Origin of the sequence: Streptomyces sp. B15, assembly GCF_018070605.1 — a bacterium.
Lineage (GTDB): Bacteria > Actinomycetota > Actinomycetes > Streptomycetales > Streptomycetaceae > Streptomyces > Streptomyces smyrnaeus.
Map to the genome: position 1 here is coordinate 1 of NZ_JAGPXJ010000126.1, position 16,041 is coordinate 16,041.

General features: G+C 72.2%; 10 protein-coding genes and 2 pseudogenes. 8 read left to right on the forward strand and 4 right to left on the reverse strand.

The genetic code is table 11. From position 1 onward, the window contains the following. Positions 1 to 190 precede the first annotated feature (190 nt). Positions 191 to 1,394 (forward strand): annotated as a pseudogene (locus tag KBY19_RS33010) (DUF692 domain-containing protein). 196 nt (positions 1,395 to 1,590) lie between these two features. Further along, positions 1,591 to 3,204 (forward strand): alpha/beta hydrolase, encoded by a 1,614-nt coding sequence (locus tag KBY19_RS33015; protein ID WP_210967302.1) that lies wholly within the window; start codon positions 1,591 to 1,593, stop codon positions 3,202 to 3,204. A 15-nt stretch (positions 3,205 to 3,219) separates the two neighbouring features. Here the strand turns inward: KBY19_RS33015 and hemQ are convergent, their stop codons facing one another. Both hemQ and hemG read right to left on the reverse strand, forming a co-directional pair. Continuing rightward, entirely contained in the window at positions 3,220 to 3,936 is a 717-nt protein-coding gene (gene hemQ / locus KBY19_RS33020; protein ID WP_099884922.1) for a hydrogen peroxide-dependent heme synthase, read from the reverse strand. After that, a complete protein-coding gene (gene hemG, locus KBY19_RS33025) occupies positions 3,929 to 5,374 on the reverse strand; it encodes a protoporphyrinogen oxidase (protein WP_210967305.1) in 1,446 nt (481 codons plus the stop codon). The genes hemQ and hemG overlap by 8 nt, the downstream gene beginning before the upstream one ends. 106 nt (positions 5,375 to 5,480) lie before the next feature. Between hemG and KBY19_RS33030 the strand changes: the two genes are divergently transcribed. Then, a complete protein-coding gene (locus KBY19_RS33030) occupies positions 5,481 to 6,878 on the forward strand; it encodes an FAD-dependent oxidoreductase (RefSeq protein ID WP_210967303.1) in 1,398 nt (465 codons plus the stop codon). A 141-nt stretch (positions 6,879 to 7,019) separates the two neighbouring features. Here KBY19_RS33030 and hemE read toward each other — a convergent pair whose 3' ends face one another. Further along, positions 7,020 to 8,114, reverse strand: a complete 1,095-nt coding sequence (gene hemE / locus KBY19_RS33035) for a uroporphyrinogen decarboxylase (protein ID WP_210967304.1) — start codon at positions 8,112 to 8,114, stop codon at positions 7,020 to 7,022. A 73-nt stretch (positions 8,115 to 8,187) separates the two neighbouring features. Here hemE and KBY19_RS33040 point away from each other — a divergent pair, with 73 nt between their 5' ends. The 5 genes from KBY19_RS33040 to KBY19_RS33060 all read left to right on the forward strand — a co-directional run bounded on the left by KBY19_RS33040 (position 8,188) and on the right by KBY19_RS33060 (position 14,853). Further along, positions 8,188 to 8,859 (forward strand): DUF3000 domain-containing protein, encoded by a 672-nt coding sequence (locus KBY19_RS33040; protein ID WP_180289786.1) that lies wholly within the window; start codon positions 8,188 to 8,190, stop codon positions 8,857 to 8,859. Between the two features lie 462 nt (positions 8,860 to 9,321). After that, positions 9,322 to 10,002, forward strand: coding sequence for a response regulator transcription factor (locus tag KBY19_RS33045; RefSeq protein ID WP_099884917.1), 681 nt, complete (start codon positions 9,322 to 9,324; stop codon positions 10,000 to 10,002). A 124-nt stretch (positions 10,003 to 10,126) separates the two neighbouring features. Continuing rightward, positions 10,127 to 11,389, forward strand: coding sequence for a ribonuclease D (locus KBY19_RS33050; protein WP_099884916.1), 1,263 nt, complete (start codon positions 10,127 to 10,129; stop codon positions 11,387 to 11,389). A gap of 120 nt (positions 11,390 to 11,509) precedes the next feature. Continuing rightward, positions 11,510 to 12,727: an acetyl-CoA C-acyltransferase gene (locus KBY19_RS33055; RefSeq protein WP_099884915.1), complete on the forward strand. Its 1,218-nt coding sequence runs from the start codon at positions 11,510 to 11,512 to the stop codon at positions 12,725 to 12,727. Further along, positions 12,724 to 14,853, forward strand: coding sequence for a 3-hydroxyacyl-CoA dehydrogenase NAD-binding domain-containing protein (locus KBY19_RS33060; protein WP_099884914.1), 2,130 nt, complete (start codon positions 12,724 to 12,726; stop codon positions 14,851 to 14,853). The genes KBY19_RS33055 and KBY19_RS33060 overlap by 4 nt, the downstream gene beginning before the upstream one ends. A gap of 78 nt (positions 14,854 to 14,931) precedes the next feature. Here KBY19_RS33060 and KBY19_RS33065 read toward each other — a convergent pair. After that, positions 14,932 to 16,041 (reverse strand): annotated as a pseudogene (locus KBY19_RS33065) (hypothetical protein); the annotation flags it as partial.

The following is a 16,041-nucleotide window of genomic DNA, read 5'->3' on the forward strand; positions in this document are numbered from 1 at the left end:
TCGTCGAGGTCTCGGCCCCGCGCGGAGCGCCGCCCGACAAGTGAGGCGCGCAGCGCGGCAGCACACTCCGGCCGAAGCTCAAGTGCGGCTCTGAAGACCGGGCGGGCGCGCATGAACCGCCGCCGACCGAGCAGGAATCCCCCGCGTGGCTCGGGGAGGGATCCCCGCGCGGCACGGGGAGGAGTGAGAGATGGAGCAGTTGGGCACCGGGATCGGCTGGCGGCCCGAGATCGCGGACGGCATCGAGGCACTGCCGGGCATCGACTGGGTCGAGGTCGTCGCGGAGAACATCTGTCCAGGACACCTCCCGGACTCGCTGCTGCGGCTGCGGGCGCGCGGCACGGTCGTGGTGCCGCACGGGGTCGCGCTCGGCCTCGGAGGTGCCGAGCGTCCCGCCCCGGAACGGCTCACGGCGCTCGCGGAGTGCGCCGAGGCCCTGGGCGCGCCCCTGGTGACGGAGCACATCGCGTTCGTACGGGCCGACGGCGGCAGCAGCGGGCTGCCCCGGATGGAGGCGGGTCACCTGCTGCCGGTACCCCGCACCCGGGATGCGCTGGACGTGCTGTGCGAGAACATCCGCATCGCGCAGGACGCGCTGCCGGTACCGCTGGCCGTGGAGAACATCGCGGCCCTGATCAGCTGGCCGGACGAGGAGCTGAGCGAGGGCGAGTTCCTCGCCGAGCTGGTCGAGCGCACCGGAGTGGGCCTGCTGATCGATGTCGCCAATCTGCACACCAACCGGGTGAACCGGGGCGAGGACCCGGTGGCCGCGCTGGACCGGCTGCCGCTGGAGGCGCTCGCCTACGTCCATGTGGCGGGCGGAGTCGAACGTGACGGCGTCTGGCACGACAGCCACGGCCATCCTGTGACCGCGCCGGTGCTGGATGTGCTGGCCCAGCTGTGCGCCAGGACGGTGCCGCCCGGTGTACTGCTGGAACGCGACGAGAACTTCCCGCCGCTCGCCGAGCTGGCCGGGGAGCTGGACCGGATCGGTGCCGTGGTCCGCGCCGCGCGTCAGGAGGCCACCGGTGTCCGATGACGCGCGGGCCCGGCTGGGCCGGGCGCAGGCGGCGCTGCTGTCGGCGCTGGTCGCCGACGCGCCCGCGCCGCCGGGCTTCGATCCGGCCAGGCTCAGGGTGCAGGCCGGGGCGCTGCGGGCCAAGCGCGCCGACATCGTCGCCAAGGTGGCCCCTCAGCTGCCGGCCCTCCTCGGCGAGGCGGAGTACCGCAGGCTGTTCACCGCCTATGCCACAGGGCGCCCCATGGAGGCCAACTACCGGTGGGACGCCCTGCACTTCGCCGCGTATGTGCTGGAGCGGGCCCGGCTCCCCCGCCGCTCGCGCCGGGAGCTCAAACGCTGGTACAGACACCGCACCGGCCCGACGCCCCGCTGAGGCGGCCGACCGGTCCGGACAGCCGCCCTCGGCCCCCGGTGCCCCGCCGATGCACGGCACACCCCATCCGAGGGGTGTGCCGCGACACCGGATGAGGATGCTTTACATCTTCGTATGAGCCGCTGAGCATCCAATATGAACGGCAGTGCCCCGAGCATGGCTGACGGAGCAACAGCGACACCCAGCGGGAGCCCCAGTGCGTGCAGCAGCGATCCCCTCCACAGCCGGTGCCCTGGCCCTGGCCCTCGCCCTGGCGCCTGCCTCCGGGGCCGACGCCCGCGGTGACTCCCGCCCTTCGGGCGGCGTACCGGAGTCGGCCGGTGTCGCGGCGGCGGCCCGGGAGGCCGCCGCCGACGGCATCCGGTGGCGGCACTGTCCTGCCGCCGAGCGCCTGCCCCGGTCCGTCGAGTGCGGCACGGTCTCGGTCCCGGTGGACTACGCGCGGCCGGACGGCGAGCACATCTCCCTCACCGTCAGCAGGGCCCGGGCCACCGGTGACGCCGACAAACGCCTGGGGCCGCTCGTCTACAACCCGGGGGGCCCGGGCGGCAACGGGATGAGCTTCTCCCTCTATCCCCGGCTCGGCGGCCTGTGGAAGCGCCTCAACACCCGCTACGACTTCATCGGCTACGCCCCCCGCGGCGTCGGCCGCTCCGACCCGCTCTCCTGCCAGGACCCCGAGGAGTTCCTCAAGGGCCCGAACTTCGCCCCCAAGCACCCCACCTGGGCGTTCAAACGGATCATGAACCGGAAGGCCGCGGCCTACGCCGCCGGGTGCGCCGAGGCCCAGCCCGACCGGCTGCGGCACTACACGACGCCGAACAACGCCCGCGACCTGGATGTGCTGCGCGCCGCGCTGGGGCAGCGCAAGCTCAACTACTTCGGCGTGTCCTACGGCACGTACATCGGCTCCGTCTACGCGACCCTCTTCCCCGGCCATGTGGGGCGCCTCGTGCTGGACAGCGTGGTCGACCCGTCCCCCGGCAGCGTGTGGTACCAGGCCAACCTCGACCAGAACCGGGCCTTCCAGCGGCGCTGGGAGGACTGGAAGACATGGGTCGCCCGGCACCACGACACCTACCGGCTGGGCCGCACGGCCCGCCAGGTGCAGGAGTCCTTCGACGCCGTACGGGCAGCCGTGGACCGTGAGCCGGCGGGCGGGACGGTCGGCTCCAGGGAACTGCTGAACGCCTTCTTGGACACCGGCTACGCGGACGTGACCTGGGCCCCGTACGCCCGGGCGCTCGCGGACTTCCGCGAGGGCGACCCGCAGGCGCTGGCGAAGGTGGCGGCGCCCAAGAGGAAACGGGCCGGGAGCGAGGAGAACGGCAACGCCGTCTACAACGCCGTCGAGTGCCAGGACGCTCCCTGGCCCCGCGACTGGACCCGCTGGGACCGGGACAACACCGCCACCGCAGCGGTGGCCCCGTTCAACACCTGGAACAACGCCTGGATGAACCTGCCGTGCGCCTACTGGAAGACGGAATCGGCCACCCCCACGAACGTCCGCGCGGAACCCGGGGAGCTGCCGCCCGTACTCCTGGTGGCCGCGACCCGGGACGCGGCCACCCCCTACAAGGGCGCGCTGGAGACCCGGCGCCGGCTGCCGGGCTCCGCACTGGTGACCGAGCGCGGCGCGGGCAACCACGGGGTGACCGGCGGCAACGCGTGCGTGGACCAGCACGTCGAGCGGTACCTCTTCGAGGGCAGGACACCGGGCCACCATGCGGAGTGCGCCGCCCGGCCCGCGCCCGAGCCGGGCGCCGGGAAGAAGTCACCGCCGGCCGCCATCGCGCGGGCCGGGCGCTGAAGGGTCGGTTACCGGTTACGCCAGTCCCGCGACCAGCTCGCTCAGCGGCTTGCGGCGGCCCGTGAAGAAGGGGATCTCCTCACGGACGTGGAGCCGGGCCTCGGAACCGCGCAGGTGCCGCATCAGGTCGACGATGCGGTACAGCTCATCGGCCTCGAAGGCGAGGATCCACTCGTAGTCGCCCAGCGAGAAGGCCGGCACGGTGTTGGCGCGTACGTCGGGGAAGCCGCGGGCCATCTTGCCGTGGTCGGCGAGCATCCGGCGGCGGTCCTCGTCGGGCAGCAGGTACCACTCGTAGCTGCGAACGAACGGGTAGACGCTCACATAGGCGCGCGGCTCCTCGTCGGCGAGGAACGCGGGGATGTGCGACTTGTTGAACTCCGCGGGGCGGTGCAGCGCCATGTTCGACCACACGGGCTCCAGCGCCCGGCCCAGCTTGGTGCGGCGGAAGCGGTTGTAGGCGTCCTGGAGTGCGTCGGAGTCCTCCGAGTGCCACCAGATCATCACATCGGCGTCGGCCCGCAGCCCGGACACGTCGTAGGTACCGCGGACGACCACGTCCTTGTCGGCGAGCCGGCCGAACAGCTCCTCCACCTCGTCCGCGTACCCGGCGCGGTCCTCGGGCAGCACATCGCGCAGCCGGAAGACCGACCAGAGGGTGTAGCGGATGACCTCGTTGAGGTCCTTGGCCTTCTTGCCCGCGTTGGGGGACTTCTGCGCTGCCTCACTCATGGCGTGTCTTCTCACCGTTCTCGTTGGCTGACTCGGCTGGTTCCGGTACGTGAGCTGGTTGCAGGACGTGCCGGGCCGCGCGCCGGCCACTGGCCACGCAGGCCGGGATGCCCACGCCCTCGTAGACGGCGCCGGCCACGGCGAGTCCTGGCAGCGCGTCGACGGCTGCCCGGATGGCGGCGACGCGCTCAAGGTGTCCGACCGGGTACTGCGGCAGGCCGCCGTCCCAGCGGGAGACGAGGGTGTCGACGGGGCGCGCCCACAGACCGGTGGCGGCGCGCAGGTCGCGCAGCGACAGCTCGACCAGTTCGGCGTCGTCCCGCTGCAGCGTGCTCTCCTCGCCGTAGCGGCCCAGCGAGGTGCGCAGCACGAACAGGGACGGGTCCTGGGCCGCGACCCAGCTCCACTTGTGCGCGGAGAAGGTGGCCGCCTTGATGGCGCGGCCGTCCACCGGGGGCACCAGAAAGCCGCTGCCGTCCGGGACGCGATCCGCCTCGGACCTGCGGAAGGCCAGTGTGACCAGGGCCATCGAGGCGTACTCGACCGTGTCCAGCTCCGCGGCGGCGACGGGCGCGTGCGGGGCCAGCAGCCGGGCGGCGGCGGGTGCGGGCGCCGCCAGCACGACGGCATCCGCCCGCACCGTCTCGTGCGGGGTCTCGGCGATCCAGCCGGACCCGGCCTCGGACAGCACCCGGCCCAGCCGGGTGACAGGGGTGTTCAGCCGGATGTCGGCGCCCTTGGCGGTGCACGCCTCGGCCACGGCCGCGGGCAGCCGACCGACGCCGCCCTCGAGGCCCATGAAGACCGGCCCCGGCGGGGCCGGAGAGGTGGCCGCGCGCTCCTGGACGGCACGCACCGCGGCCAGCAGGGAGCGCTCACCGCGCGCCGCCTCGTACAGCTGCGGCACGGCGGCGCGCATCGAGATCCGGTACGCGTCACCGGCGTACACCCCGCCCAGCAGGGGTTCCACGAGCCGGTCGACGACCTCCCGGCCGAGCCTTCGTGCCACGTAGTCGCCCACGGCCACGTCCTCGCCGACCTCGGTACGCGGCAGCCGCCCGTCCTCGGCGATACGGGCCAGCCCTTCGGGTGAGAGCACCCCGCCGAGCGCGGCCGGGTCCCCAGGGACACCCATCAGATGCCCCTTGGGCATGGGACGCACGGCGCCGCGCGTCCAGATCGCGCCCCCGGCGACGGACGGCGGCTGGAGCTGTTCGCCGAGCCCCACGGCGCGCGCCAGCTCCACGGCCTCGGGACGGCGGGCCAGCATGGACTCCGCGCCCAGGTCGACGGCGGCGGTCCCGGCGATACTGCCCGCCCGCAGCTTGCCGCCGAGCCGGTCGGTGGCCTCCAACAGGGTCACCCGCACACCGGAGGCCAGCAGTTGGTGCGCTGCGGCCAGCCCGGAGATACCGCCCCCGATGACGAGTACGTGCATATGGGCAAGTCTCGCAGAACGGTGACCGGCGCATAGCGTGGGCCCTGTCAGTGGCAGCAGGTCCGGTGGGCCCCGTACGGCCCGTACGGCGAAGGGAGCGTCCGCGATGGCGGCAGCGGAGCGGATGGTGGTCATCGGTGGCGATGCCACGGGAATGTCGGCGGCGGCGCAGGCACGCCGGCTGAAGGAGCCAGGAGAACTGGAGATCGTGGCCTTCGAGCGGGGCCGGTTCTCCTCGTACTCCGCGTGCGGCATCCCGTACTGGGTGAGCGGTGCCGTCCCCGAGCGCGACAAGCTGATCGCCCGCTCACCCGAGGAGCACCGCTCGCGCGGCATCGACCTGCGGATGCGTACCGAGGCGGTCGAGCTGGACGTGGACGGCCGGCGGGTGCGGGTACGGGAGCAGGAGGGCACCGAGCGGTGGGTGGGATACGACCAGCTGGTGCTGGCCACCGGCGCCGTCCCCGTGCGCCCGCCGCTGCCCGGAATCGACGCCGAGGGCGTGTACGGGGTGCAGACACTCGACGACGGGCAGGAGCTGCTGGACGGGCTGGAGCGGGAGGTGGAGGCCGCCGGTGGAGGGTCCGGGCGGCGCAGGGCCGTCGTCGTCGGGGCCGGCTACATCGGCGTGGAGATGGCCGAAGCGTTCGTCCAGCGCGGCTACGAGGTGACGGTGCTGGAGAAGGCCGAGCAGCCGATGTCCACCCTCGACCCGGACATGGGCAAGCTGGTCCATGAGGCGATGTGCTCGCTGGGCATCGAGACCGTACTGGGCGCGGCCGTCACCGAGGTCCTCACCGACCAACAGGGGCGGGCCCGCGCGGTGGCGACCCAGGACGCCGAATACCCGGCCGATGTGGTCGTACTGGGCCTCGGCGTGCGGCCCGCGACCGCGCTGGCCCGCGAGGCGGGGCTGCCCCTGGGCGAGTCCGGGGGGCTGCTGACGGATCTGAGCATGCGGGTCCGCGGCCACGAGAACATCTGGTCGGGCGGCGACTGCGTGGAGGTCCTCAACCTCGTCTCCGGCCGCCCCCAGCACGTACCGCTGGGCACGCACGCGAACAAGCACGGGCAGGTCATCGGCGCCAACATCGGCGGCGGCTACGCCACCTTCCCCGGCGTGGTCGGCACGGCGGTCAGCAAGGTGTGCGATCTGGAGATCGCCAGGACGGGTCTGCTGGAGGCGCAGGCCACCGCCGTCGGACTACGGTTCGCGAGCGTGGTCATCGAGTCGACCACCAGGGCCGGCTACTACCCCGGTACCCGGCCGATCCACGTCAAGATGCTCGCCGAGCACCGCTCGGGGCGACTGCTCGGCGTCCAGATCGTGGGCCGGGAGAACGCGGGCAAACGCGTGGACATCGCCGCGGTCGCCCTGCACGCGGGCATGACGGTGGAGCAGATGACCGCCCTCGACCTGGGCTACGCGCCACCGTTCAGCCCGGTGTGGGACCCGGTACTGATCGCCGCCCGGAAGGCCGCAGCGGCAGTGAGAACCCACTGACCCGCCGCCGATCGCACCCCGGACCTTCCCCTTCTGCCGCCTCCTCCCGCCGCCAGGGCGGCACACCACGACGGCGAGGGTCCGGCGGAATCAAAGACGGCCGCAACCAGCACGTACCGCCCACGGCCCCCGGCCCACGCCTCAGCGCGAGCGCTCATGCACGTAGGCCACCAGATCCGTCAACGCCTGCGGGTCGGTGTCCGGCAGGACACCGTGCCCGAGGTTGAAGATGTGCCCCTCCAGCCCCCGCGCGGCTTCCAGGATGCGGGCGGCCTGGCGCTCGACCGCCTCGCGGGGGGCGAAGAGCACGGCCGGATCGAGGTTGCCCTGGATCGCCTTGCCGGGACCCACCCGGCGCGCCGCCTCGTCCACCGGGACCCGCCAGTCGGCGCCGACCACGTCCGCGCCGGCCTCGCCCATCAGCGGGAGCAGCTCTCCGGTGCCGACACCGAAGTGGATCCGGGGCACCCCGTAACCGGCGACGGCCCCGAAGACCTTCGCGGAGGCGGGCAGCACGCTGCGCCGGTAGTCCTCCGGGGCCAGCGCGCCCACCCACGAGTCGAAGAGCTGCACCGCAGCGGCCCCTGCCTCGATCTGCACCTTCAAGAAGGCGGCGGTGATGTCGGCGAGCCGGTCCAGCAGTTCCGCCCACAGTTCGGGGTCGCCGTACATCAGCGCCTTGGTGCGCTCGTGGTTCTTCGAGGGGCCGCCCTCGACCAGATAGCTGGCCAGTGTGAAGGGCGCACCGGCGAAGCCGATGAGCGGAGTGGAGCCGAGCTCGCGGGTGAGGATGCCGACCGCCTCGGTCACATAGGAGACGTCCTCCGGATCCAGGGGCCGCAGCCGCTCCAGGTCGGCCCGGCTGCGGATCGGCTTCTCGACGACGGGGCCGACGCCCGGCTTGATGTCGACGTCGACGCCGATGGCCTTGAGGGGGACGACGATGTCGCTGAAGTAGATCGCGGCGTCCACCTTGTGCCGCCGCACGGGCTGGAGGGTGATCTCGGCGACCAGATCGGGCCGCATGCACGACTCCAGCATCGCGGTGCCCTCGCGTGCCTTGCGGTACTCGGGCAGCGAACGGCCGGCCTGCCGCATGAACCACACCGGTGTGTGCGGCACCGGCTCACGGCGGCACGCGCGGAGAAACGGTGAAGAGGCCGTGTCCGCCGCAGCGCTCGCTGCGACGTCCGGTGTCTGCGTCGGCTGGCCCTCAGGGCGGTCGTCTCCACTCACACCCGAAGTCTCCCATGGCCTAATGGGGTGTCCTTACCAGCCTGAAGCCCGCCGTCCGCCTACTCTTCGGCCCATGACTGCGGCTCGGGCGGCGAAGGCGGGAGGCTCCGGCGGAGTGGAAGACACCAGCGGGACGGGAGGCTCCGGTGGCGGGGGCGGGGACTCCTCTCCGCCGCCTTTCCGGGCGGCTGTCGCGGCGCTGAGCGAGACCCGGCCGCGCCCCGAGATCAGGCTCGCCACCCTCCCGGCACCCCGGAGACTGGCGCCGCACTCCTTCGCACTGGAGGCGACGGTGACGGATCCGGAGGACCCGGACGCAGAACTGGCCGACGGACGGTTCGTGCTGCTGCACGACCCGCAGGGCCAGGAGTCCTGGCAGGGCACCTTCCGGGTGGTCACGCTCGGCCGGGCCGAGCTGGAGGCGGAGATCGCCGGTGACCCGCTGCTGCCCGAGGTGACCTGGACCTGGCTGACCGGGGCGCTGGAGGCGCGGGGCGCCGGGTACACCCAGCCGAGCGGGACGGTGACGCGGTCGAGTTCCGCCTACTTCGGCGGGCTGGCGGAGCGCCCCGCGGAGGAGTTGCTGGAGATCCGGGCGAGCTGGACGCCCGAGGGCGCCACTCCGGATGCGGCCGCGCATCTGACCGCCTGGTGTGAACTCCTCTGCCAGTGTGCGGGGTTGCCCCCGGAGACCGGGGAGGCCACCTCCGTGGTGCAGCTGCCCCAGCGCCGGGGTCCCCGCTAGCGTTCTTCCGGCACTCCTGTTCTGCTGGGGGAGTGCCTGGTGCCTGCTCCCCGACCACCGCCGACCTGCGGCTGTGTCGGGGGGATCGCGGTTGATCGCGGTTCCCGCGCCCCCGCCCCTTGCCGGTGGGCGCGCCCCTCCTCCTCGCCGTCTTCCCCTTCATCGCCGTCCTCCCCTTCATCGCCGCACCCGGCGGGAGCCCCTCCCGCCGGGTGCGGCGTTTTGTCTACAAAGACGCCGCACAATTCCGGTCACCGACGTGACGGTCTCTGTGTAGACAAAGGAATGTTTTCAGCCGGGGGAAAATGCCCGGGGAAACGGGATTGTGGAATTTCGGGTCACTAATTCGTGATCTTTCTCTAAAGGGGGGTGGAGAAGGTGCCGAAGGAGTCTGTGACCCTTCACGCGGAATACCCGACTCGTTCGGTTCCGTCCCCCACAGCCACTCCCTCAGGAGGCCCGGTGTCTGTTCTCCTTGAGCACCCCACAAGCCTGGTCGCCTACCGCCCGAACAAGCCGACGGCCATGGTCGTCGTGGCCGACCCCCGCGTCCGTTCCACCGTGACCCGCCATCTGTGGGCTCTCGGCGTGCGGGACGTGATCGAGGCGTCGTCCATCGCGGAGGCCCGCCCCCGAATCGGCAACCCACGCGACATCTGCGTGGCCGACGTCCACCTGCCCGACGGCTCCGGGCTCAGCCTGCTGTCCGAGACAAGGGCGGCGGGCTGGCCCAACGGTCTCGCGCTGTCCGCCGCCGACGACATCGGTGCCGTACGCAACGCACTGGCCGGCGGCGTCAAGGGCTATGTCGTCACCGGCACCCGCACCAACCTGGGCGGCCCGCTGCCCACCCGGCACGGCGCCGCCCCCATCGGCGCCGCCGCTGCCGCCCGTATGCACCGCAGGCCGGGCGGTGGTCCCGGAGGTCCCGGCCACCCCGGCGGCTACCGGGAGCTGTCCGGCCGCGAGGTCGAGGTGCTGCGCCTGGTGGCCGAAGGCCAGTCCAACAAGGCCATCGGCGTGTCGATGGGCCTTTCGGCGCTCACCGTCAAGAGCCACCTCGCCCGGATCGCCCGCAAGCTGGGCACCGGCGACCGCGCGGGCATGGTCGCCGTCGCCCTGCGGACGGGCATCATCCACTGACTCCTGCCCCTACTCCCCGGTACTCCCGCTCCCTCCCCCACCACTTCGGCTCTCCGGGCGCCCGTCGACGTAACGTTCCGTCGGCGGGCGCTCGCCATTGCGTGCGCGCGGATACCCTTGACTGGTGACCGACGCCCAAGAGACCGCATCAGCATCCGCAGCTCAGGCCCCCCTCCAGGACGCAGCGCCGGCGCCGGTCCCGCTCCTGGAACCACGCGAGGGCATCCCGCCCGTCATCGTGACGGCCGAGGAGCTGGCGCGGGTGACCGACGCCTTCGCCACCGGGTCCGGCCCGGTGGCGGTCGACGCCGAGCGCGCGTCCGGGTACCGGTACGGGCAGCGGGCCTATCTGGTGCAGCTGCGCCGCGCGGGCGCGGGCACCGCGCTGATCGACCCGGTGGCCTGCCCCGATCTGTCGGGCCTCGACGCCGCGCTGGCGGGCACCGAGTGGGTGCTGCACGCCGCCAGCCAGGACCTGCCGTGCCTGCGGGAAATAGGCATGCGGCCCACGCGGCTCTTCGACACCGAGCTGGCCGGGCGGCTCGCCGGATTCGCCCGGGTGGGACTGGGTGCGATGGTGGAGAACGTGCTCGGCTACGCCCTGGAGAAGGGCCACTCCGCCGTGGACTGGTCCACGCGTCCGCTGCCCGAACCCTGGCTGCGGTACGCGGCGCTCGATGTGGAGCTGCTGGTGGATCTGCGGGACGCGCTGGAGGACGAGCTGTCCCGGCAGGGCAAGCTGGAGTGGGCCCAGGAGGAGTTCGCGGCCATCGCGGCGGCTCCGGCCCCACCGCCGCGCAAGGATCCCTGGCGCCGCACCTCGGGCATGCACAAGGTGCGGCGGCGCCGGCAGATGGCCGTCGTACGGGAGCTGTGGCAGGCGCGGGACGCGGTGGCACGCAAGCGGGACGTGTCACCGGGCAAGGTGCTGTCCGACGCGGCGATCGTGGAGGCGGCGCTGGCCATGCCGTCGAACGCGCGGGCGCTGGCCGCCCTGCCCGGTTTCGGTCAGCGGGTGGGCCGCAAGCAGCTCGACCAGTGGCAGGCGGCCGTCGAGCGGGCCCGCGCGCTGCCGGAGGAGGAGCTTCCGCAGCAGGCGCAGGCCACCAACGGTCCCCCGCCGCCCCGGTCCTGGGCCGACAAGGACCCGGCCGCCGCGGCCCGGCTGGCCGCGGCCCGTGCCGCCGTCACCCAGCACGCGGAGGAGCTGAACCTGCCGCAGGAGAACCTGCTGACGCCGGACACGGTGCGCCGGCTGTGCTGGGAGCCTCCGGCGGAGGTGACGGTGGAGTCGGTCTCCGGCGCGCTGCGGACGCTGGGCGCGCGCGAGTGGCAGATCGCCCAGACCGCCGAGCTGCTGCGCGCCGCGCTCACCGCCTCCGTGTGAGGCGGCCGCCCGGCGATCGGCACCGTGCCCAGCCGTGAGGAGGGCAACCCTTGCCAGGCGGTTACCGACAAGTAGCATGGGGGACGACAGACCCCTGGCCGCACCTGGAGGAGAGCCATCGTGCCTCGTACCGCAAGGGACGTCGTCTTCGTCGACGGCGTTCGCACACCGTTCGGCAAGGCGGGCCCCAAGGGCATCTATCACGAGACCCGCGCCGACGACCTGGTCGTCAAGTGCATCCGTGAGCTGCTGCGCCGCAACCCCGACCTGCCTCCGGAGCGCATCGACGAGGTCGCCGTCGCCGCGACCACCCAGATCGGTGACCAGGGGCTGACCCTGGGCCGCACCGCCGGAATCCTCGCGGGGCTGCCGAAGACCGTGCCCGGCTTCTCCATCGACCGGATGTGCGCGGGCGCGATGACGGCCGTGACGACGACCTCCGGCTCGATCGCCTTCGGCGCCTACGACATCGTCGTCGCCGGCGGCGTCGAGCACATGGGCCGCCACCCGATGGGCGAGGGCGTGGACCCCAACCCGCGCTTCGTCTCGGAGAAGCTGGTCGACGAGTCGGCGATGTTCATGGGCATGACCGCCGAGAACCTGCACGACCGCTTCCCGCACCTGACCAAGGAGCGCGCCGACGCCTTCGCGGTGCGCAGCCAGGAGAAGGCGGCCAAGGCCTACGCCAACGACCGCATCCAGCCCGACCTGGTCCCGATCTCCGTGCGCCGCACCTCGCCCGAGGGCGGGGAGACCGGCTGGGGCCTGGCCACCGCCGACGAGCCGATGCGGCCCGGCACCACACTGGAGAACCTGGCCGGCCTCAAGACCCCGTTCCGCGCGCACGGCCGCGTCACTCCGGGCAACGCCGCCGGTCTCAACGACGGTGCCACCGCCTCCCTCATCGCCGCCGAGGACGTGGCCCAGGAGCTGGGGCTGCCGGTCAAGATGCGCCTGGTGTCCTACGCCTTCGCCGGCGTGGAGCCCGAGGTGATGGGCGTCGGCCCGGTGCCGGCCACCGAGAAGGCGCTGGCCAAGGCCGGACTGTCGATCGACGACATCGGCCTGTTCGAGATCAACGAGGCGTTCGCCGTCCAGGTGCTCGCGCTGCTGGACCACTACGGCATCGCCGACGACGACCCGCGCGTCAACCAGTACGGCGGCGCCATCGCCTTCGGCCACCCGCTGGCCTCCTCCGGGGTACGGCTGATGAACCAGCTCGCCCGCCAGTTCGAGGAGCAGCCGCACGTCCGCTACGGCCTGACCACCATGTGCGTCGGCTTCGGCATGGGCGGGACCGTCATCTGGGAGAACCCCCACTGGGAGGGCAACAAGTGAGCGCCAACACCACCACCGAGCTGCTGAGGGGCGCGGCCGAGCTGTTCCCCGACGAGGTCGTCACCCAGGCGCACGTCCGCCACCTCGATCTGCCCTACGGCGCGGGCCGGTTCGCCCTCATCACGCTGGACAACGGGCTGGACCACACCAAGCCCACCACCTTCGGCCCGCAGTCGCTGGCCAATCTGAACGCCGCCATCGACCAGGTGGAGAAGGAGGCCGCGGACGGCGAGATCAAGGGCGTCGGGCTGACCGGCAAGCCCTTCATCTTCGCCGTCGGCGCGGACCTCAAGGGCGTCGAGTTGCTGAAGCGGCACGAGGACGCGGTCGCCATCGGCAAGGGCGGGCACGACGTCTTCGTCCGGCTCGCCAACCTGGCCGTGCCGACCTTCGCGTACTACAACGGCGCGGCGATGGGCGGCGGCGTCGAGGTGGGGCTGCACTGCACCTACCGCACCGTCTCCGCCGCGCTGCCCGCCTTCTCGCTGCCCGAGGTCTTCCTGGGCCTCGTCCCCGGCTGGGGCGGCTGCGCGCTGCTGCCGAACCTGATCGGCGCCGACCGCGCGGTCAGCGTCATCATCGAGAACTCGCTCAACCAGAACCGCCAGCTCAAGGGCAAGAAGGTCTACGAACTGGGCATCGCCGACGCCCTGTTCGAAGGCGCCGACTTCCTGGAGGAGTCGCTGCGCTGGACGGCGTCCGTCCTCAAGGGCGAGATCGACGTCGTACGCCCCGAGGTGGACCGCGGCGAGGCGTGGGACGCGGCCGTCGAGCGCGGCAGGCAGATCGCCGACAGCAAGGTGCACGGCGCGGCTCCGGCCGCCTACCGCGCCCTGGACATCATCGCCGCCGCCAAGAACGGCGACCTGCGGCAGGGCTTCGAGGCCGAGACCCAGGCCCTCGCCGACCTGATCATGGGCGGCGAACTGCGCAGCGGCATCTACGCCTTCAACCTCGTGCAGAAGCGCGCCAAGCGCCCGGCGGGCGCCCCCTCCAAGGACCTGGCGCGTCCGGTCACCAAGGTGGGCGTGGTCGGCGCCGGTCTGATGGCCTCGCAGCTGGGACTGCTGTTCGCCCGTCGGCTGGAGGTGCCGGTCGTACTGACCGACATCGACCAGGAGCGCGTGGACAAGGGCGTGGCCTACTGCCACGAGGAGATCGACAAGCTGCTGCTCAAGGGCCGCGTCAACCAGGACAAGGCCAACCGCCTCAAGGCCCTGGTGACCGGCTCGCTCGACAAGGCCGCCGCCTTCGCCGACGCGGACTTCGTCATCGAGGCCGTCTTCGAGGAGATGGGCGTCAAGCAGAAGGTGTTCGCCGAGGTCGAGGCAGTCGTGCCGGAGCACGCCATCCTCGCCACCAACACCTCCTCGCTGTCCGTCAGCGAGATGGCCTCCCAGCTCAAGCACCCCGAGCGGGTCGTGGGCTTCCACTTCTTCAACCCGGTGGCCATCCTGCCGCTGCTGGAGATCGTCCGGGGCGAGAAGACCGACGACGCCGCGCTGGCCACCGCCTTCGGGGTCGCCAAGAAGCTGAAGAAGACGGCCGTGCTCGTCAAGGACGCCCCCGCCTTCGTCGTCAACCGGGTGCTGACCCGGTTCCTCGGCGAGGTGCTGCGCTCCATCGACGAGGGCACACCCGTCGAGGTGGCCGACCGGGCGCTGGCGCCGCTGGGGCTTCCCATGTCGCCCATCCAGCTGCTGGAGCTGGTCGGCCCGGCCGTCGCCCACCATGTCGCGGGCACACTGCACCAGGCCTTCCCCGACCGGTTCGCCGTCTCGGAGAACCTGGGCCGGGTCGTCGAGGCCGGCAAGCGGAGCCTGTACCTGCCCGGGACGACGGAGCTGGACCCGGAGGTCGCCTCGCTCTTCCAGGTGGGAGACAGCGTGCTGACCGAGGAGCAGGTGCGCGAGCGGGCGCTGAACGCCATCGCCGAGGAGATCCGGCTGATGCTGGACGAGGGTGTGGTGGCCGAGGCGCAGGACATCGACCTGTGTCTGATCACCGGCGCCGGGTGGCCGTTCCACCTCGGCGGGGTGACGCCCTACCTCGACCGCGAGGGCGTCAGCGAGCGCGTCACCGGCCGCCGTTTCCTGGCTCCGGGCCTGGCCAGCATCCCGGAATGAGCCGATAGCCCCTGCCCCTCCTTTTCGCCGTTTCTTTTGGCCTTCGCCATTGGATTCGGGAAGGGGGCAGGGGCTCTTTCACCCCGTATAGGGCTCACGGCCCTCGAAGGCGTTGCCCTGCGGCCCGATGGCCAGGTACTTGGACTTGATGTCGTCGGCGAGTTCCCCGGTCACATCGGGGCCGCGCCCGTACTTCTCCAAATATTTCTCCGCCGTCGCACCGAGATCGCGCTCGCCGCGGGCGAAGAACTGATCTTTGTTCTCCGGCGGGTCCGGCAGGTCGGGTCCGCCGAAAACCGCGTCGTCGTGGAAGAGCTTCGCGAACTCCACCCCGCCGGCCTGGGCGATCGGGATCACCACGCCCCAGGGCCCGCTCTTGCCCACCACGTTCAGCACGCCGTTGGCGACCGCCGGCGCCGCGGAACTCATGCCGACGCGGGTCCAGTTGGCCGACTCCCGGAAGGCTGTCTGCGCGTCGGCGCTGTCGGCCGCGTACCGGGCCTCGATCTGCTGCACCCGGGCGTGGTCGAGCGTCCCCCGCGCCTCGGCCTCCGTCAGCAGCACCCGCCGCCCCGTGGCCCAGCTCTCCTCGCTCGCCGAGGGCGGATGCTGCGCCAACCGGTCGAGGGTGTAGAGGTGTTCGGCCTGGTTCATGATGCCGTGCGAGGTCTCGTTCTGGCCCAGCACACTGAGGAAGTCCACGGCCTGGTCGCGGCCGAGCCGGGCGGCGCCCTGGTAGCCGGGCGGAAAGGCCCCGGTGCTCTGCAGCGAGTCGCCCACCCCGGAGACGCCGCGGTTGATGTCGTCCACGTAGGCGCCGCCCATCGCGCCCAAGCTCGGGGCGAGCGCCGGCTGGTCGTGCAGGAGCTTCGGGCCGTCCGCGCCACCGTAGACGTGCACGACCTGTTCCATCACACCGGCCGTGGCCGCCGTGCGCCGGTCGCCGCCGTGCTTGAAGATCTCCGGGTCCTTGCCGGTCAGCTGCGGGTCGTCCCAGGTGTAACCGGTCGTGGCGGCGGTGAGCGCGTGGCCGAGCGCCTCGTGTCCGGGCATCTCGCGCGGGCCCGTCCGGGTGTTGCCGTCGAAGACCCAGTTGCGCTCCATGGTCAGGTACTTGAGGTGGTCGTTGAGCTCGGCGTCCCGATCCACGGCGCCGTTGACGGTGCCGGGCCGGCCGAAGAAGTCGGT

Bases quoted from the DNA above. Each gene is read 5' to 3' on its own strand.
- hemQ (WP_099884922.1), bottom strand. From the start codon at position 3,936: ATGAGTGAGGCAGCGCAGAAGTCCCCCAACGCGGGCAAGAAGGCCAAG.
- hemG (WP_210967305.1), bottom strand. From the start codon at position 5,374: ATGCACGTACTCGTCATCGGGGGCGGTATCTCCGGGCTGGCCGCAGCG.
- KBY19_RS33030 (WP_210967303.1), top strand. From the start codon at position 5,481: ATGGCGGCAGCGGAGCGGATGGTGGTCATCGGTGGCGATGCCACGGGA.
- KBY19_RS33040 (WP_180289786.1), top strand. From the start codon at position 8,188: ATGACTGCGGCTCGGGCGGCGAAGGCGGGAGGCTCCGGCGGAGTGGAA.